Raw genomic sequence first — 17738 nt, forward strand, 5'->3', positions numbered from 1 at the left:
AATTGTCTTTCTAGTATCAAATTAAATCGTATTTTTTCCATTTTATTGTATCCAAGCTCATATCAACTGTTAAAGAAGGACCAGAATAATCATTTAATGTCATTGGTTGAATTTCAGGAGTAGTTATTTTTGCAAGTTCAAACATTGAGAGTTTTTTATTTCCCACGATATGGATTGTTCCTGTCTTTGCTTCATCAAGTACTTCTTTAATTCCTAAGGCAACTTGATTTGCAAACAAATAGGTTCCATATCTATCTGTAAAAGCTTTAGAATAAGGCCATTTTTTACGTGCTACAAAGTTTGTTCGAATTATAAGAAAATTTTCAAGTTTTTTAGTTTCATATTCACCAAGTAATTTGGTTAAAGAGTAAAAATTTTCAGGATAAGGAATTGAATTTTCATCATACATTCCTGAATGTCCATCAAAAACACATGCAGTACTAATGTAAACAAATTTTCCTGAGGGATTGGATTTGTGTAATTGATTTACTAAATTTTTTGTTCCAGTAACATTTACTTGCATTGCACGTGATTTATCATCTTCACAACCACGAACAGTAGTAAAAGCTGCAGTATGAATAACAAGATCTATTTTATCTTTTTTGAAAAGATCATCTACAGATTTTGAATTACATATATCAAGAAATTTATGCTCAGGAGAAATTGAATCTGGAAAAATTTTCTTTAACTCAGAACCTAATGCTCCAGTTCCACCAGTAATTAATATAGTCAATTATGATAGGGGTAAAATTTTAGGTATAAAATATGTTCAGTAAAGTTTTCCATGTAAAATATTGATCACTTTTCTAGCAGTTTTTCCATCCCCTAAAGCCTCTTTCCATTGCCAATTAGGCTTATCCATTGTGATGGATTCAGTAGAGCGAACAATATTTTCAGGTTTTAATCCAGATAAAATATTAGATCCTGCCTCAATTATTTCAGGTCTTTCTGTACTATCTCTAATTGTAACACAAGGTTTTTTGAAAAAAAGTGCCTCTTCAGGGACAGTACCAGAATCAGTTAGTAAACAAAATGCATTTTTTTCCAAATATGTAAAATCAAAAAATCCCAATGGATCAATCAATTTGATTCCCTTTGGGATTTCAATATGTTTCATTTTACTAGTGGTTCTAGGGTGAATAGGGTAAAGAATTGTTTTGTTGAATTTTTTATGTATTTTTTCTAATCCAGAAAAAATATTTTTTAATGATTTTTGATTATCAACATTTTCACTGCGATGTGCTGTAACAAGAAAATAATCATTATTTTTTAATTTTAGTTTTTGGAGGATTTTACTTTTATTAATTTTTGGCATATAATGTTCAATTACTTCAATTATTGGATTTCCAACGACAAAGATTTTGCTTGGATGAATATTTTCTCGAATTAAATTTTCTCGTGAATAATGAGTGTATGGCAATAATACAGTAGATAAATGATCAATCATTACGCGATTTTTCTCTTCCGGCATTCTAAGATCATAACTTCTCATGCCAGCTTCAAGATGAGCAATTTTGATTCCTTGGTGAGCTGCAGGGATTGCAGAAAGACCACTATTAGTATCGCCTAAAATTAGTAATATGTCAGGTTTTTCTTTCTTTAGAAGTTTTTCAGTTTTTACTATTACATCGGCTACTTCAATTCCATATGCTTCTGTATTTACTTTCAAATCATAATCGGGTTTTCTAATATTCAAATCATCAAAAAATACAGAATTAAGCTCTTTGGTATAATTTTGACTAGTGTTTACCATTACATGTTCAAAATTTTTATCCAATAATGCAAATATTCTACTTAAACGAATTATTTCAGGTCGAGTTCCAAAAATAGACATTACTTTCATAAGACAACGGCTATCTCCAAATGTAATTTAAAAGGGTTTTTGATTATTTTTTAATTTTTCAAATTCATTTAGCATTTTTTCTGCAACAATTTCCCAAGTGAAATGTTTTTCAACAAAATTTCTAGATCTATTTCCAATTTCCTCAAGATCATTATTTTGTAAACAAGAGATAATATTTTGTTCAAAATCGTCAAGTTCTGAATAAATAATTGTTTCAGAGTCTTTTGGAAAATCACATAGCATTCCTTTTAGTGGTGTTGCCAAAACAGCTTTTCCACAAGACATAAAATCAAAAATTTTTACTGGAGATAATTTGTCTGTCATTTCAATAATCCTAAAAGGGTTAATGCATAAGTTTGCCAAGCTGCAATATTTAGGGACTTCTTTATAATCCACAAATCCTGTGAAAATAATTTTTTTATCAATATCTAATTTTTTTGCTTGATGTTTTAATGATAAAAGATGAGAACCATCACCAACTACCAACAATTTGAAATTTGGGATGTGTTTCAAAATATTTGGCATCGCATCAAAAATAACTTCTAGTCCAGAATGAGATAAAATACTTCCAAGATACATTACAACAACATCATTTTCAGTTAGACCATATTTTTTCATGAGAGTTTCATTTTTGGGTAATTTTTTCATAATTTTGGGATCAACTCCTTGCTCAACTACAATAACATTTTTTCCACCCATTTCCTCTGCCCATGATTTCATGTATGAAGTATTTGCAATAACTTTATCAAATTCTGGGTAGGATTCTTGTTCAATTTTTAAGACTTTTTTTTGGAGATATTTTTCAAGTATAATTTCATGAACGATATCAAAAGTTCTATGAATCATTGGAACATTTGCTTCTTTACATGCTCTAATTGTGGCTTGAACATTATTTACTATAGAATATACAAAAACAATATCAATTTTATTTTCTTGAATAATTTTTTTAATAAAACGATAAGACGTGAAATATGCAGAAATTCTATTAAGTCCCTTTATAGGAATTATCGGAGTGCGTAAAAGTTTAACTGAAGAATCCTCATAAATTCGATTATAATCATCAATAGTTTGCCAAATTTCTTTGTTTAAAGAAAATAAGCCAGGATCCGGGATATCGATAGCAAATACATTGTGGCCTTTTAAGGAAAAAATTTCAGATAAATGATGTATTTCATATGTGATTTTTTTTAACCAATCAACCTCATGTATGATTAAAATATTCATAGATTCAATCTCAAGAACTAGCTTTTAATGTTATCAAAAATTTTAAAAATTTTCTATAATTCATATTTTTCTCTAATTTCTTTTTTAATGAAACCTTTTTGTCCAACATTTTTTGTTTTTTCAGCAGGATTTCCACTAACTATTATTCGAGATAAAATATTTTTTGTAACAACAGAGCCAGAAGCAACTATTGATTCTTCTCCAATTTCAATTCCAGGACAGATTGTAACACCACCTCCTATAGCACATCCTAATCTTAGTTTTGGGGCACGGATTACTGGTTCTATATCTCTTAAATGTCCTATTGGGGCATTATTAGTGAATGTCACTCCAGGTCCCACAAATACAAAAGATTCGATAATTGTTTCAGAGCAAATCATAGTATTATTTTGAATAATACAACTTTTTCCAATTGAAACATTGTTTTCACAAATAGTATTTGAGCCTATTGAAGAGTCTTCACAAATTTTAACATTTTCACGAATTATTGCATTGTGATTAATCCAACAATTATCATCAATGATGGAGTCAAAGTATATTGTAACCCCAGTTCTAATCAAGACATTTTTACCAATTATTATTCTATAGTTAGCTGCATTTGAAACCATATTTTCTACTCCAAATTGTTGTTTCTCATAGTAATGACCAGTAATTGTTCCATAACCTATGATAGAATTTGCTTCAACTACAGTATTATCTCCAATAGAACAATTATGCAAAGAAACATTATTTCCAATCTTACAATTATTTCCAAGTTTAACAAAATCAGAGAAAATTACATTTTTACCAATATTACAATTGGTACCCATTTCAATTTTTGTTTCATCTAAATTTTTAGTCAATTATCAATCACATCCATACTAAGGAATAAAATCCACCAACTTACCAACATGAAAAGCTTCAGCAAAATCATTGCCAGCCAAAAACCCCCAATATTTTTCTCGATTAAAGATTTCTTTCTGCCATCTATTTTTTCTACGATCCCATTCAGTTACATATTGAGAAAGGATTTTTTCTTTGAAAGAATATTGATCTTCTGAAAAACCTACAAACATATTTGGTTTGAAAATATTCACATGATCATTATAGGAATTCGATTGGTACATTAAAAAATTTTTAACATTTCTAAATGCAGTTCTAGAAATTTCCCACGTTGTACGATGATCAGTATTAACATCACCAAACCAATGTGTAAATATAGTATCTATATGATTTTTTGAAACAATTTCTTCAAGAATTTGCATGATTTTTTTGTTATAGACTAAATTACTGTTAGGTTCTTTAGGTGTAGGAATATAGTTTGCTCCAAGTAATTTAAAAGAATTATTTCCAAATTTTAGAGCATCTTCTTCTAACATTCCCTCATCAACATCTTTTCCATAAAGAGAAGTACAAATTACAGAAGTGAACACCTTATGTCCATTATCAGACATTTTTTTTAAAGTCAATCCACATCCTAATTCAATATCATCCCAATGGGCACCAATAGCTAGAATGTTCATTCTTATTCAAAAAGATTGAAGTGTGTTTTCATAAAAACATAATGATTGGCTAAGGCATTTGTGAAAAGAACTCTTGAAATAGTATTTAACAGTAGGATTTAAAAAATAATAGGAGTTATAGAATAAATTACCATGTATCCAATTGAAAAAAATCTTTCTCATTATATGAGAGAATCAAAAAAAAGTGAGGAAAATCATGAAAAAAAAGTAAAAATTGCAATTTTGAGCAGTTTCACTATTAATGGTCTAGCAGAAACAATCAAAGTAAAATGTAATCAGTCAAAAATTAATTGTACATCATATGAAAGTGGATATAATCAATTTAATCAAGAAATTTTAAACTCGAAGAGTAATTTGTATCAGTTTAATCCAGAAATTACATTTTTGATTATTGATGCAAAAAATATCTTTAAGGATGATTTTGATTTTTTTTACAAGAAAAGTATTGATGAACGTAAAAGAATTGTTGATGAAAAATTAGATGAAGTAATAGAACTTGCAAAAACATTTGTAGAAAAATCAAATACTAAAATTATTATTTCAAATTTATCAATTCCCAGTTATTCATCTTTAGGAATTTTAGAAACAAAAGATTTTGGAATTTCACAAATGATATTAGAGTTTAATCAAAAATTGAATTCACGATTAAAAGATGAACATTCTATCTATGTTTATGATTTATTACAATTTCATTATAGATTTGGAGAGCAGAATGTTGCAGAACCACATAAGATTTCAATTGGCGATATAAAAATTACATTTGATTACATTCCATATTTAGCAGAGGAATTAATTGGATACATAAAACCATACTTGGGGTTAAATAAAAAATGCATTGTTCTAGATTTAGACAACACGCTTTGGGGTGGGATTGTTGGTGAAGACGGTTTTGAGGGAATAAAGCTTGGTATAGAGCCACCTGGAAATATTTTCAGGGAGTTTCAACAGTGGTTACTTGCATTACATAATAGAGGTATTATTCTTGCAATTAATAGTAAAAATAATCCAGATGATGCACTTAAAGTAATTCGAGAACATAAACATATGATTTTACGAGAAAAACATTTTGCCTCAATGAAAATTAATTGGTACGATAAAATTCAAAACATGAAGGATATAGCAGATGAGATCAATATAGGCTTAGATAGCATGGTATTTTTTGATGATGATCCAAGAAATTGTGAAATAGTGAAAATAGCTTTACCTCAAGTTAAGACTATAAATCTACCAAAAGATCCATCATTATATCTACCATTAATTCAAAGTATGAATGATTTTAACGTACTAAAGATTACAAATGAAGATAAAAAAAGAGGAGAAATGTATTTTCAGCAAAAACAAAGAAGTATGTTAAAAAATAAAACAAATAATTTAGAAGAATATTTAGGAAAATTAGAAACAAAAGTTACTATAAAAAATGTAGACGAAACTACTTTACCAAGAGTTTCTCAATTAACAATGAAAACTAACCAATTTAATTTAACAACAAAAAGATATCATGAAGAAGAAATTAGAAAAATGATTAATGATTCCAAAATCACAGTATGTTATGCTCAGGTGGAAGATAAATTTGGAGATAATGGAATTACAGGTTCATTCATTCTTGATTCAAAAGATGGAAAAACATTACATATTGATACATTTCTCCTAAGTTGCAGAGTAATTGGAAGAGAGGTAGAACAGACTATAATGGGTTTTATCATAGATAAAGCAAAAAAAGAAGGCTTTGAAAAAATTATTGCAGAATTTATTCCAACCAAAAAAAATGCTCCTGCAAGTAATTTTTTGGAAGAATGTGGTTTTGAAAAGAAAGACAATCATTGGATTTTTAACACATCAAAAGAATTTAAAAAACCAACAATAATTGGATTAAATGTATAATTATGTCAAAGAAATTATTTACTCTCATTTCAAAGGTTTTAGAAATATCTGAAACAGAGTTAACTGATGAATCTACTCCAGAATCTATCGAAAATTGGGATTCATATAATGGATTATTATTAGTTGATGAATTAGAATCAGAATTTAACGTGAAATTTTTAGTTGAAGAAGTATATGATGTTCATTCAATTTCAGACATAAAGAGACATTTAAAAACTCACGGGGTGGTCTTAGATGATTAAAAATAAAGAATCAGGAACACTAGAAAATAAAATAATTCTTGTAACTGGAGCAAATGGTGGAATTGGAAATGAAATTGCTAGATTATTAGTCAACAACAATGCCAAAGTAATCTTATGTTATCATAAAAATCGAGAAAACATTGATTTTTTAGTTAAAGAACATAAAGAAAAAAAGAAAAATATACAAATTCAAAAATTAGATTTGTTAAAAGAAAAAAATATTGATGATACACTAAAAATGATTTTAAAAAAATCACCAATAGACATATTCATACATTTACCAACTTTTCCACATGAGCACAAAGACATTATGAAAACAAATTGGAACGATTTTCAAAAAAATATTGATTTACAAGCAAAATCATTGTTCAATATTTCTAAACACATAGTTCCCGAAATGAAAATAAAAAAAGAGGGTAAGATAATTTCAGTATTGACATCTTATGTAGTGGGAAAACCGCCTAATGGGATTAGCAAGTACATAACTGGGAAATACGCATTATTAGGAATTATGAAGTGTATGGCAGTAGAATTAGGGAAATTTGGTATCAATGTTAATTCAGTATCACCTTCAATTGTCGAAACATCATTTACTAAAAAATTACCTTCAAAACTTAAAGAAATGACTAAATCACAAATTCCGTTTGAAAATAGATTGGCAACGCCAGAAGACATAGCTAATGTTATTCTTTTTTTGTGCAAAAAAGATTCAGATTACATTAATGGTGAAAATATCCTGATAAGTGGCGGATATACTATGCATTAATAGCTTGAAATTACATTAAATTCAGAATGATACCATGATAAAAAATCCAACAAAAACTTATGCTAGTATTAAGAAATTCCTATCATCTGTATTACCAGATAGTTATAAAATGCAAGTTATTGTAAGATTTCCAAAATTAAAAACATGGGAAAAAAATCAAAATAAAGATTTCAAAAAATTCTCAACTAGATTTGAATTGTATGAGTTTCTTCAAAAGGATTACTTTGAAAATAAACCAATTGATTATTTAGAATTTGGAGTTTTTGAGGGTGCAACAATTGATTTTTGGAGAAAATTAAATGAAAACCAAAATTCAAGATTTTATGGTTTTGATACATTTACAGGATTACCTGAAGATTGGAAAAATATTCTTTCAGATAGACCAAAAGGAACTTGGGATTGTCAAGGAGAAATACCAAAAATCGACGATGAGAGAGTTCAATTTTTTAAAGGAGTTTTTCAAGATACATTAGATGAATTTCTACAAAATTATGATGCTAGCAATCAATTGGTAATTCATAATGATTCAGATCTATATTCATCAACATTGTATGTTCTAACACGTTCACATAATATAATGAAAAAAAATACAATTATAATTTTTGATGAATTCAGTAATGTGATGGATGAATTTAGAGCATTGGAAGATTATTGTTCAGCATATAATAGAAAATACAAAGTAATTGCAGCTACCGAAAATTATTATCAGCAAATAGCAATCAAATTTGAAAATTAGTATTGTTTTACAAGATCTGATAAACCAGTTTCGAGTTTTATTGAAGGAGTTAATTTCAACACAGTACGTAGTTTTTTGTTATTTGTAGAATTTTGTTTTACAACTCCAGGAATAGCATTTTTGTGAATTGGTTTTAATTCAGATTTGTTCATTATTTGTGCAAATAATTTTGCTAGATGAAGAATGGATGTAGATTTTGATGTTGCTAGATTAAAAACATCGAATTTTTTCTTGTTATATTTAATGGATAAGAAAAATGCCATTGCAATATCACGGACATGAATAAAATCTCGTGTTTGTTTACCATCACCAAAAATTATTGGTCGTTTGTTATTTTTTAAACGATCATAGAATTTTGATATGACTCCAGCATATGCATCATTTTGTCTAGGACCATAGATATTGAATGGACGTAAACAAACAATATTCATTCCAAATAAATTAGAATATATTTTACAGTATTGTTCTCCAGTTAATTTCGAACCTGCATACACGGTATTTGGGACAGTTTTTGTATCTTCATTGCTTTTTCCTTCATAATCACCAAAAATAGCTGCAGAGGAGGTAAAAACAAATTTTTTGATTTTCTTTTTTCTACAAAATTCAAGCATGTTTAAGGTTCCATTTACATTTACATCATTTACTAAAATTGGATTTTTGATAGATTCAACAACACTTGCAATTGCTGCTAAATGAATCACAGTGTTAGATTTAGGTAACTTCATTAGATCTTTTAGATTTCTTATGTCAATCTTATGAAATTCTGCTTGTTTATTATTAACAAATTTTTTGATATATGAATAATTTCCACTGTGTAAATTATCAACTATAATTGGATAATGTTTTTTTTTCACTAAAAGTTCTACCAAATGAGAACCTACAAAGCCAGCTCCTCCAGTAACAATAATTTTCATACAATCACTCAGAATTTTCCTTTATTAGAGTTACAAGAGTGTATAAAATTATAGATGTTAGCAAAAGAATAGTTCCAAATATTATAGAACCAAATCCAATGATAGAAGTACTCAGTAATATTTGCCGTGTTTCTGCAAACCCTTGAATTGTTATTATTGTAAAAATTAATCCGATTCCTAAGAAAATTAATCCAGGTATTCCATAAAATTTTAGTGGATGTTCAATGGAAATAAATTTTAGAGTTTTCATGATTACTAAAAATCCCCCGAAGTGTGATTATATTTATTTGGATCAATCTTGTTTTTAGAAATATATCTTTCAAAAGAAGTAAATTCAAATTCTTTGATAATTTTAGTCATTTTTTCAGGAGCTTTTTTGATATTATAGTAGGTGATGAAATCATCTACAAAAGGTAAAGAAACTTTTGGCATCAACTCAGGTGTCATTTCCCATGAATGAATGTAAAAGGTGGCAGGATTATCAAGGTTGTTAGATGATTTAATAGCAGAACGAATAGTTTTCAGAGGCAATATTCTAAGATAAAATCCACCTCCTGCAGGTATTTTTTTAGTCATAAAATTTGTTGTGAGTAAAGGGAATTCGATTAGTTTACCAGAAGGATCATTTCGTTCAGGGGATAAACTAGATATCATATAGGGAGTAGTTTGTGCATTCTTTATTCCATATAGTCTAGTTTTAACAGGCACAACACTACTATCATAAACATATCCATGGGATACGAGAGTATCAATAGCCCATGAAGTGGATTTAGAAAAGGAAAAACTAGGAGCTCTAAATCCTTTAGATTTTTTATTTGTAAGTTCAGAAAATTGTTTTAATTCATCTGAAAAATTTTCTTTATAATTTGGTTCATCCAATCTTGTATGATGCATGGTATGAAATCCTATTTCATGTCCTCCTTCAAGTATTTGATCTAAGAGTTCAGGTTTGAATTCTAATAATTCACCTACAACAAAAAATGTCGCATATGTATCATTTTTACGTAACCAATCAAGAATTTTATTGATTCCATTAATGATCAGTGGTTTAGGAGATTTTTGTTTCTGATGTTTTCTAATCAGTTCTGGATGATACCAATCTTCGAAATCAATTCCTAATAAATTCAATTTTCTAACCTATTTGGCACATGAAATAACTAAAACATTAATGATCAATCTTTTTTACAACTCTTGCGGGATTTCCTAGTGCAACACAATAATCTGGAATGTCTTCACCAACCACACTTCCTGCACCAATCAAAGAATTTTCTCCAATAGTCACACCAGCAGTAATAATACATCCAGGAAAAATTACAGATCCTTTTTTTATTGTCACAGGAGCAACTTTACGTGGATGAATTTTTTTCAATTCAATACTTGCAGTTGGGTTTACATGAGCAAATATCATTGAATTATTTCCAATAGTAACGTTATCCTCAATTTTTACTAGTTGTGGATAAACAAGATCAATTAATACATAAGGTGACATATGACAAAAATTTCCAATTTTCACTCCTCGAGCACGTTGCATTTTGATTACAAAACTTGACAAGGGTGCAAAATATGCTAATGAATGTAAAATCCAAGTTTTAAAAAATTTACATTTCAGATAAAATTTACCAGAGATTCCATTAAGATCATAATATTTTAAAACTTCATTTTCATTAATTGTGTATGGATTTTCTGTATCTTCCAAGATAATATTGCAAAAATAAAACTACATCTAAAAGGTTTCTGATAAATTGTGTAAATTAATCGTTAATATAATTAACATGAAAAAAGAAAGATAATCAGCATGCCTGAAGAAAAATCACTTTCCTATTACATCAACAAATCTAAAGAGATTACGGAAGTAATGGATAGAAAAATTAGAATTGGTCTTTTGTCAAGCTTTACAATTAATGGGTTAAAAGAAATTCTTCAAGTAAAATCTGCAGAAAGGAATATTTCTTGCATTGTATATGAAGCTCCGTATAATCAATATTCTCAAGAAATTTTAAATCAAGAAAGTAATCTTTACAAATTTTTACCAGATATTACATTTTTAATTATAGATACAAGAAGTATTTTTGGAGAGATCTTTCGTTTTCCTTATTCTATATCTAATTCTGATAGAGAACAATTTGTTAGGAAAAAAATTAATGAGCTAAAAAACTTGATAGATAAATTTGTTGAAAAAACAAATTCAAAACTTGTTATATCAAAATTAACTACTCCAACATTTTCTCCGAATGGTATTTTTGAATCAAAAACGGAATATAGTTTTCAAAATATGATAGAAGATTTTAATCATAAATTAACTAAAAATTATCTTAGTTCTGAAAATGTGTTTGTTTATGATTTTGAAAAGTTTGTTGCAAAGAATGGAGAAGATCACGTTTTTGATTATAGTCAATTCTTTTTTGGGGATTTGAAAATTTCAATGGAATACTTGCCTGTTTTTGGACAAGATTTAATGAAATATGTGATTGCTTATCTTGGGATTACAAAAAAATGTATTGTTTTGGATCTAGATAATACGCTTTGGGGCGGCATTATTGGTGAAGATGGTTTTAATGGAATCAAGTTGGGTCCTGAACCTCCAGGAAATGCATTTATAGAATTTCAACGTGTGTTGTTATCATTACATCAGAGAGGAATTATTTTAGCAATTAATAGTAAAAATAATTTTGATGATGCAATTAAAGTCATTAAAGAACATCCTTACATGGTTTTAAAAGAAGAGCATTTTGCTTCAATGCGGATTAATTGGAAAGATAAAGTTACGAACATGAAAGAATTAATTCAAGAAATGAACATTGGTTTAGACAGTCTAGTTTTCATAGATGATGATCCTGTAAATAGGGAATTCGTTAAATCTATTTTTCCAGAAATTTTAGTTGTAGATATTTCAGATGATCCATCTACATATGCTTCTACTATTGAAAATATTATTGATTTTAGTGTTTTAAAAATCACTGATGAGGATAAGAATAGAGGTAAAATGTATTTTAAACAAAAAATGATTACTAAATTAGAAGAGTCAACTCCAGATCTTCAAACATTTCTTAGCCAACTTAATCTAAAAATTTCCATTAAAAAAGTTGATGAATTTACATTACCCAGAGTATCGCAATTAATTTTAAAAACCAATCAGTTTAATCTCACTACAAAAAGATATCAAGAAACAGATATCAAAAAAATGATTCAAGATACAAATTTTATTGTCGGTTGTGCTCAAGTTGAAGACAAATTTGGAGATAATGGAATTACAGGTGTATTCATTATTAAAAAAGAAAATGAAAAAGAATGGGTAATAGATACATTTCTTATGAGTTGTAGGATAATGGGTAGAGATATTGAAAAAGGAATAATGGCATACATTGTTAATACAGCATATGAACATAAAGTAGAAAAAATAAAAGCAGATTTTCTTCCAACACAAAAAAATAAACCAATTGAGAATTTTTTGCCAAATTGTGAGTTTGAAAAAGAAGGAAAATCTTGGACTTATACAATAAAATCAAAGATTAAATTTCCAGAATACCTAAAGATACAGGTGGATTAATGTTGAAAAAACTTTATCAAATAATTTCACAAGTGATGAAAATAGATATTTCGGTTATTACTGACGAACTAGGACCAGAAACGATTGAGAATTGGACTTCTTTTAATGGATATGTATTACTTAATGAGTTAGAGACTGGATTTGAGGTAAAATTCACTATCAATGAAGCAATGGATGTAAAAAATATTGCAGACATTAAAAGACATTTAGGAAATAAGGGAATAAACGTAGATGAATGATCCGTTAGATTATTCATTTGATAAAATCGAAATTGGGTTAAAACACTCTTTTGAAGTTATTATTAATGACGAAATAGTGGATAATTTTGCTAAAATTTCAGGTGATTTTAATCCGTTACATATGGATGAGCAATATGCAATAAAAACAAAATTTGGTAAAAGAGTATGTCATGGCATGTTATTGTCGTCATTCTTTTCAAGATTAGTTGGAATGTATTTACCAGGAAAAAATGCTCTTTATTTCTCTCAAAATCTAAATTTTGTTGGACCATGTTTCATAGCTGATCAAGTTACGGTAAAAGGAGAAGTTATGGATAAAAGTGAGTCTACAAAAATAATCAAATTAAAAACTACAATTAAAAATCAAGATGGGAAATCATTGGTTGAAGGAACTGCACAAGTATTGGTTAGATAAAGAAATGTTCAAGGAAGTAGGAATTGGCATAGATATTACAGACGTTGAAAAATTTGAAAGAATAAAATTTGAAAAAAAACCAGGATTTTACAAAAAAATTTTTTTACCATCAGAAATTTCATATTGTCTTAAATACAAAAATCCCTATGAAAGATTTGCAGGAAAATTTGCCATTAAAGAAGCTACGATTAAATCAATTACAGAAAATATACATATGTTAGATATAGAAACAATACATATTAAATCAAAACCTAGCATTAAAATTAAAAAAAGCAAAAAAAAATATCAATTTCAAGTTTCTGTTAGTCATGATAAAAAAATTGCTATCGCAGTTGTAATTTCATTTGAAAAGAAAAATTGAAAATTTAATTTTAAAAATTATTTTTTAAGATTTTTTTTCTAATAAGATTAACCATTGCATAAAGAAGTATAGCAGATTGTATCAAAACAATTCCAAATGTTACAGAACCAACTCCGATTATTGCTGAACTTAAAAGAATTTGTCGTGTTTCAGTGAAAAGACTAACAGTATAAATTAGAAATATCATTCCAATTACAAGGAAAATAATTCCAGGTATTCCATAAAATTTTAGTGGATGTTCCATTGAGATGAATTTTATCGTGCTTAACAAAACAGATGTTCCATGAGACAGAGGGTTTTGGGAAGAGGTATCCCCATCATATAGAATGACTATTGGAACCTCAACAATTTGGAATCCTTTTTTACTTGCTTTAATTAATATCTCATTAGATACACCCATTCCAGATTCTACGGGAATTATTTCATCAATTACTCGTTTTCCATATCCGCGAAAACCACTTTGTGAGTCAGTTATGTTTTGTTCCATTGAAGTATTTGCTAATTTTGTAAGAACTTTGATTCCCACTTTTCTGTACCTTGGGACATTTTTTCCATCATTATTTAAAAATCTAGAACCAATTACAAGATCAGCTTTACCATTTTTGATTGGTTCTAAAATTGTTTGAATATCTTCAATTTTATGTTGACCATCAGAATCTAAAGTGATTAAAATTTCAGATTTTTGTTCACGTGCTTTTAAAAAAATTGAACGAATTGCAGAACCATAACCCATATTTTTTTCATGTCGAATTACAGTTACACCTAGTTCTTTGGCGATTTTCCCAGTTGAGTCAGTAGAACCATCATCACATACAATTATCCTATCTGTGATTTTTTGTAATTTTTTAATTATGGTTGAAATGTTTTTTTCTTCATTATATGCTGGAATTCCTATTGTAATTTCCATAAAATTCACTACATGTCTTTTTTTAACATTTTATAGCCATCGTAAAACATTTTCAAATCTTTAATGCTTCTGGCACTAAAAAACTTGTTCAAAATATAGGAGGGTCTGAAATAATATTCCTTGTACGCTTTTTTAGCCCAAGATTCCAAATCTGTTGCAGATAATGCATTTGTGGTTAAAACAGGTGCTTGAATACCACCTACACCCACTCCAGAATAAACAAACTTGTCCCATGTTTCATCTAGTTTTACTAAACCTGATTTTACTGCTTCATCATACAATTTGTTTCCTGGGAATGGCATAGTTATTGCAAACATGGCATATGTGCAATTGAGCTTTTTTGCAAAAGATATGGTTTTCTTGATTGTTTCTTCAGTTTCTTTAGGTAATCCTATCATAAAATATCCCACAGTTTGTATTTTTGCTTTATGAGTCCATTTGATAGCATCTTCAGCTTGTTGTAATGTTGCCCTTCCACCTTTAATTTCATGAATAAATTCTCCATGTTCTATACCATATGAAATCATTCTACATCCTGCTTTTTTCATGGCATAAAGTAATTCTTGATCAACTAAATCAACACGAGTTTCTGCATCCCAGTCTAGTTTGAATCCAAGTTTTTCCGGAGTCATCTCTTTCATTAATTTCATAGTTGCTTTTCTATTAAGAGACATAACATCATCATAGAAAGTTAATTCTTCAATTCCATATTCTGAATGAAGATATTTGATATGATCAATTACATATTCAGGAGATTGATTTCTAAACTGCAATCCAAAACTATTTTCCCTATTACAATAATTACAGAAAAATGGGCACCCTCTTGACCACATTATGCTACACCATTTCTTACCGGTACTTTTTGGAGGATGTGGATGGTATCCATCAGGGAAATTAGGTAATTTGTGATATGCGGGATACGGAAGTGAATCCATATTATCAATGTATGAGCGAGGAGCTGTTGGGACCACTTTACCATTTTGTCTAATAAAAATTCCAGAAACTTCTGAGAGAGGTTTTCCAGAAACAATTTCTTCAATTTGTCCTTCACCTTCATCATAAACAATTACATCTAATGCAGGACATTTTCTCATGGTAACATCGGCAAGAACCGCATGAGGGCCCCCTAAAACTGTAAGAATTGACGGATTTACTTCCTTCACAGCAGTTGCAGCTTCTAATGCAGGATTTGCAAAAGGAGTAAATGCACTAAAACCTACAAAATCAGGATTGTATTTTTTTACTGCCATTTTAACATCGTAAACATAATTTTCTGAAAAATTACCATCAAGAATATCTAAAACATTAACATCATCCATTCTTTCAATTACGCCTGCAAGATATGCCAATCCTAAAGGTGGTTGTGGATGAGGATCTCTATCAGATCCTCCCTGTAAAGCATTTGAGCCAGTTGGAGGTCTGGTAAGTAAAATCTGCTTATATTTCACATTATGTCTTTCTTTAGAACATTATTTAAACATCAATGGAAATTATTCGACATTAGGACTGATTGTGATATTTTTGAAAATTAGCCTTAATTTTAATGCCTATAAATGATAAAAAATTCAAAATTTTCTTATACATATTGCTTAACATAAGAGAAATTAGGATTAACCAGAATGTCTCAGAGTAATTTAGAATTAAAACTAACGCCAAAAAAAACAGTATTTCTTTTGGGAGTAATTATTGCTTCAGGGATTTATTTTAGATTAGTATTTTCTCATTTTGAATTACCGCTTAATTCAGATAATTTACAATATTTTTTGTATGCAGTTGATCATAGTTTAGGTGGATCAGTAAATTCTTTTAAAGTTCATAATACAGGTTGGCCATTATTTTTGAGCTTTTTTTTCAGTATGTTTAATTCAAATAATTATATGGATTTTATGGGATTACAAAAGGTTATTTCAATAATAATATCATCATTGACTGTAATTCCAATTTATTTTCTTGGAAAAAAATTCTTTTCAAATAATTTAGCATTATTAGGAAGCATTTTGTTTGTTTTTGAACCAAGAATTGTTCAAAATTCAACATTTGGAATTTCTGATCCTCTTTACATAATTGGATTGACCATAGCAGTAGTTTTTTTAATCAAGTCTAGAAAAAATTTTGAATTTTTAGCCTTTACTATTTTAGGACTTTCAATAATAGTCAGAAGTGAAGGATTATTCTTAATTCCAGCATTTGTTATAGTATATTTTTGGCAGAAAAGTATTTCAAAAAAATCTATTTTAAGAATTTTGATTTGCTTGTTAATCATATCTACAATTTTAAGCACTGTAACATATCAAAGATATTTGGAAAATGAAAATGATGGATTATTCTCCAGAATTGATTCTGGAGTTATAGAAATCTATTCAAGCCCAGAAACAAAATCAGTTGGCGGTCCGATTAATTTATTGATAGATGGTACGATAAATTTTATAAAATTTCTTGGATGGTCACAACTTCCCGTTTGGATATTTTTTGTGCCTGCAGGATTTATCATTTTATTGATCTCTAAAAATCAAAAAACTGGAATAATTTTTACATTGTTATTTTTTATTTCTCTACCCACGCTATATGCATTCTCATTTACAAATGAGACAAGATATCTTTTTCCACTTTATCCAATTTTTTCAATATTAGCATTATTCTTTCTAAATAAGATAAATCTAAATGCCAAAAAATTTTCTATCTTAGAAATAGGGATTGTCGTAGGATTAATCATTTCGTCTTCTGGATTTCTTATTTTGAAAGATATTGATATAGAAAATGAGTTAGAAATGTTTGATTTGATGAAAAATATTACTGATAATAAAAAGATTGTAAATAATTTTGGTTATGAGACATCATATAGAATTCCTTCAGAATTAGAAAAGATGCAGATTTTTCCAGTAAATTCAAGTGAAATTGAATCACATACAATGAAAGTTGTAAATATTTCAAGAGTAAATTCTTTGGAAGAATTTATGGAAATAGCGAACAAAAAGGAATTGACTCATTTGATAATAAAAGAAAACAACAATTATACTTTTTTAGATGATATTTTCAAAAAAGAAGGAAATTATAAATTCCTTACAAAAGAATATGATTCTAAAAAATATGGATATAACATACATTTAAAAATTTTCAAAATTAATTTTGATAAATATCATGATGAAAAAATATAAGAAAAA

20 protein-coding genes are annotated in these 17738 nt (G+C 28.3%); 9 read left to right on the plus strand and 11 right to left on the minus strand.

Annotated elements, in window-relative coordinates; all coding sequences use genetic code 11:
- Nucleotides 1-16 precede the first annotated feature (16 nt).
- The 5 genes from ACW9XA_RS04405 to ACW9XA_RS04425 are packed head-to-tail and all read right to left on the minus strand — an operon-like array spanning nucleotide 17 to nucleotide 4569.
- Nucleotides 17-733 carry an SDR family oxidoreductase gene (locus ACW9XA_RS04405; protein WP_457763176.1) on the minus strand — a complete coding sequence of 239 codons (717 nt, stop codon included), beginning with the start codon at nucleotides 731-733 and terminating at the stop codon, nucleotides 17-19.
- 36 nt (nucleotides 734-769) lie between these two features.
- Nucleotides 770-1843, minus strand: coding sequence for a non-hydrolyzing UDP-N-acetylglucosamine 2-epimerase (gene wecB / locus ACW9XA_RS04410; protein ID WP_457763177.1), 1074 nt, complete (start codon nucleotides 1841-1843; stop codon nucleotides 770-772).
- A gap of 27 nt (nucleotides 1844-1870) precedes the next feature.
- Nucleotides 1871-3067, minus strand: a complete 1197-nt coding sequence (locus ACW9XA_RS04415) for a glycosyltransferase (RefSeq protein ID WP_457763178.1) — start codon at nucleotides 3065-3067, stop codon at nucleotides 1871-1873.
- Nucleotides 3068-3120: 53 nt separating this feature from the next.
- Nucleotides 3121-3909 carry a DapH/DapD/GlmU-related protein gene (locus tag ACW9XA_RS04420; protein ID WP_457763179.1) on the minus strand — a complete coding sequence of 263 codons (789 nt, stop codon included), beginning with the start codon at nucleotides 3907-3909 and terminating at the stop codon, nucleotides 3121-3123.
- 18 nt (nucleotides 3910-3927) lie between these two features.
- Nucleotides 3928-4569 carry a PIG-L deacetylase family protein gene (locus ACW9XA_RS04425; RefSeq protein ID WP_457763180.1) on the minus strand — a complete coding sequence of 214 codons (642 nt, stop codon included), beginning with the start codon at nucleotides 4567-4569 and terminating at the stop codon, nucleotides 3928-3930.
- Nucleotides 4570-4701: 132 nt separating this feature from the next.
- Between ACW9XA_RS04425 and ACW9XA_RS04430 the strand changes: the two genes are divergently transcribed.
- Genes ACW9XA_RS04430 through ACW9XA_RS04445 form a run of 4 tightly spaced genes read left to right on the plus strand, consistent with a single transcriptional unit; the run spans nucleotide 4702 to nucleotide 8194 of the window.
- Nucleotides 4702-6450: an HAD-IIIC family phosphatase gene (locus ACW9XA_RS04430; protein WP_457763181.1), complete on the plus strand. Its 1749-nt coding sequence runs from the start codon at nucleotides 4702-4704 to the stop codon at nucleotides 6448-6450.
- Between the two features lie 2 nt (nucleotides 6451-6452).
- Entirely contained in the window at nucleotides 6453-6692 is a 240-nt protein-coding gene (locus ACW9XA_RS04435; RefSeq protein ID WP_457763182.1) for an acyl carrier protein, read from the plus strand.
- Complete coding sequence (locus ACW9XA_RS04440) at nucleotides 6685-7458, plus strand: SDR family NAD(P)-dependent oxidoreductase (RefSeq protein ID WP_457763183.1); 774 nt, start codon at nucleotides 6685-6687, stop codon at nucleotides 7456-7458. The genes ACW9XA_RS04435 and ACW9XA_RS04440 overlap by 8 nt, the downstream gene beginning before the upstream one ends.
- A gap of 34 nt (nucleotides 7459-7492) precedes the next feature.
- Nucleotides 7493-8194: a TylF/MycF/NovP-related O-methyltransferase gene (locus ACW9XA_RS04445; RefSeq protein WP_457763184.1), complete on the plus strand. Its 702-nt coding sequence runs from the start codon at nucleotides 7493-7495 to the stop codon at nucleotides 8192-8194.
- Here the strand turns inward: ACW9XA_RS04445 and ACW9XA_RS04450 are convergent.
- From ACW9XA_RS04450 to ACW9XA_RS04465, 4 genes are read right to left on the minus strand one after another with little or no spacing between them, the layout of a single operon-like run.
- Nucleotides 8191-9108, minus strand: coding sequence for an NAD-dependent epimerase/dehydratase family protein (locus tag ACW9XA_RS04450; protein WP_457763185.1), 918 nt, complete (start codon nucleotides 9106-9108; stop codon nucleotides 8191-8193). The genes ACW9XA_RS04445 and ACW9XA_RS04450 overlap by 4 nt on opposite strands.
- 4 nt (nucleotides 9109-9112) lie before the next feature.
- Nucleotides 9113-9358 carry a hypothetical protein gene (locus tag ACW9XA_RS04455; protein ID WP_457763186.1) on the minus strand — a complete coding sequence of 82 codons (246 nt, stop codon included), beginning with the start codon at nucleotides 9356-9358 and terminating at the stop codon, nucleotides 9113-9115.
- 5 nt (nucleotides 9359-9363) lie between these two features.
- Nucleotides 9364-10236 carry a polysaccharide deacetylase family protein gene (locus tag ACW9XA_RS04460; RefSeq protein WP_457763187.1) on the minus strand — a complete coding sequence of 291 codons (873 nt, stop codon included), beginning with the start codon at nucleotides 10234-10236 and terminating at the stop codon, nucleotides 9364-9366.
- A gap of 37 nt (nucleotides 10237-10273) precedes the next feature.
- On the minus strand, nucleotides 10274-10804 hold the full coding sequence (locus ACW9XA_RS04465) for an acyltransferase (RefSeq protein ID WP_457763188.1): 531 nt from the start codon (nucleotides 10802-10804) through the stop codon (nucleotides 10274-10276).
- Between the two features lie 99 nt (nucleotides 10805-10903).
- On the opposite strand from ACW9XA_RS04465, the gene ACW9XA_RS04470 reads away from it, so the two are divergent.
- The 4 genes from ACW9XA_RS04470 to ACW9XA_RS04485 are packed head-to-tail and all read left to right on the plus strand — an operon-like array spanning nucleotide 10904 to nucleotide 13670.
- A complete protein-coding gene (locus ACW9XA_RS04470) occupies nucleotides 10904-12655 on the plus strand; it encodes an HAD-IIIC family phosphatase (RefSeq protein ID WP_457763189.1) in 1752 nt (583 codons plus the stop codon).
- On the plus strand, nucleotides 12655-12894 hold the full coding sequence (locus tag ACW9XA_RS04475) for an acyl carrier protein (RefSeq protein ID WP_457763190.1): 240 nt from the start codon (nucleotides 12655-12657) through the stop codon (nucleotides 12892-12894). Before ACW9XA_RS04470 ends, ACW9XA_RS04475 begins: the two co-directional genes overlap by 1 nt.
- Nucleotides 12887-13309, plus strand: coding sequence for a MaoC family dehydratase (locus ACW9XA_RS04480; RefSeq protein WP_457763191.1), 423 nt, complete (start codon nucleotides 12887-12889; stop codon nucleotides 13307-13309). Before ACW9XA_RS04475 ends, ACW9XA_RS04480 begins: the two co-directional genes overlap by 8 nt.
- 4 nt (nucleotides 13310-13313) lie before the next feature.
- Nucleotides 13314-13670: a holo-ACP synthase gene (locus ACW9XA_RS04485; protein ID WP_457763192.1), complete on the plus strand. Its 357-nt coding sequence runs from the start codon at nucleotides 13314-13316 to the stop codon at nucleotides 13668-13670.
- A gap of 10 nt (nucleotides 13671-13680) precedes the next feature.
- On the opposite strand, the gene ACW9XA_RS04490 is transcribed toward ACW9XA_RS04485, so the two are convergent.
- Nucleotides 13681-14577 carry a glycosyltransferase family 2 protein gene (locus ACW9XA_RS04490; protein WP_457763193.1) on the minus strand — a complete coding sequence of 299 codons (897 nt, stop codon included), beginning with the start codon at nucleotides 14575-14577 and terminating at the stop codon, nucleotides 13681-13683.
- A gap of 8 nt (nucleotides 14578-14585) precedes the next feature.
- Nucleotides 14586-16025 carry a B12-binding domain-containing radical SAM protein gene (locus ACW9XA_RS04495; RefSeq protein WP_457763194.1) on the minus strand — a complete coding sequence of 480 codons (1440 nt, stop codon included), beginning with the start codon at nucleotides 16023-16025 and terminating at the stop codon, nucleotides 14586-14588.
- 171 nt (nucleotides 16026-16196) lie between these two features.
- On the opposite strand from ACW9XA_RS04495, the gene ACW9XA_RS04500 reads away from it, so the two are divergent.
- Complete coding sequence (locus ACW9XA_RS04500) at nucleotides 16197-17732, plus strand: ArnT family glycosyltransferase (RefSeq protein WP_457763195.1); 1536 nt, start codon at nucleotides 16197-16199, stop codon at nucleotides 17730-17732.
- The last annotated feature ends 6 nt before the right edge of the window (nucleotides 17733-17738 follow it).

The organism is Candidatus Nitrosopumilus sp. bin_6a, from assembly GCF_054095695.1.

Coding starts and splice junctions, on each gene's coding strand:
- wecB (WP_457763177.1), bottom strand. CDS start 1,843: ATGAAAGTAATGTCTATTTTTGGAACTCGACCTGAAATAATTCGTTTA.
- ACW9XA_RS04415 (WP_457763178.1), bottom strand. CDS start 3,067: ATGAATATTTTAATCATACATGAGGTTGATTGGTTAAAAAAAATCACA.
- ACW9XA_RS04425 (WP_457763180.1), bottom strand. CDS start 4,569: ATGAACATTCTAGCTATTGGTGCCCATTGGGATGATATTGAATTAGGA.
- ACW9XA_RS04430 (WP_457763181.1), top strand. CDS start 4,702: ATGTATCCAATTGAAAAAAATCTTTCTCATTATATGAGAGAATCAAAA.
- ACW9XA_RS04435 (WP_457763182.1), top strand. CDS start 6,453: ATGTCAAAGAAATTATTTACTCTCATTTCAAAGGTTTTAGAAATATCT.
- ACW9XA_RS04440 (WP_457763183.1), top strand. CDS start 6,685: ATGATTAAAAATAAAGAATCAGGAACACTAGAAAATAAAATAATTCTT.
- ACW9XA_RS04445 (WP_457763184.1), top strand. CDS start 7,493: ATGATAAAAAATCCAACAAAAACTTATGCTAGTATTAAGAAATTCCTA.
- ACW9XA_RS04450 (WP_457763185.1), bottom strand. CDS start 9,108: ATGAAAATTATTGTTACTGGAGGAGCTGGCTTTGTAGGTTCTCATTTG.
- ACW9XA_RS04455 (WP_457763186.1), bottom strand. CDS start 9,358: ATGAAAACTCTAAAATTTATTTCCATTGAACATCCACTAAAATTTTAT.
- ACW9XA_RS04470 (WP_457763189.1), top strand. CDS start 10,904: ATGCCTGAAGAAAAATCACTTTCCTATTACATCAACAAATCTAAAGAG.
- ACW9XA_RS04475 (WP_457763190.1), top strand. CDS start 12,655: ATGTTGAAAAAACTTTATCAAATAATTTCACAAGTGATGAAAATAGAT.
- ACW9XA_RS04480 (WP_457763191.1), top strand. CDS start 12,887: ATGAATGATCCGTTAGATTATTCATTTGATAAAATCGAAATTGGGTTA.
- ACW9XA_RS04485 (WP_457763192.1), top strand. CDS start 13,314: ATGTTCAAGGAAGTAGGAATTGGCATAGATATTACAGACGTTGAAAAA.
- ACW9XA_RS04490 (WP_457763193.1), bottom strand. CDS start 14,577: ATGGAAATTACAATAGGAATTCCAGCATATAATGAAGAAAAAAACATT.
- ACW9XA_RS04500 (WP_457763195.1), top strand. CDS start 16,197: ATGTCTCAGAGTAATTTAGAATTAAAACTAACGCCAAAAAAAACAGTA.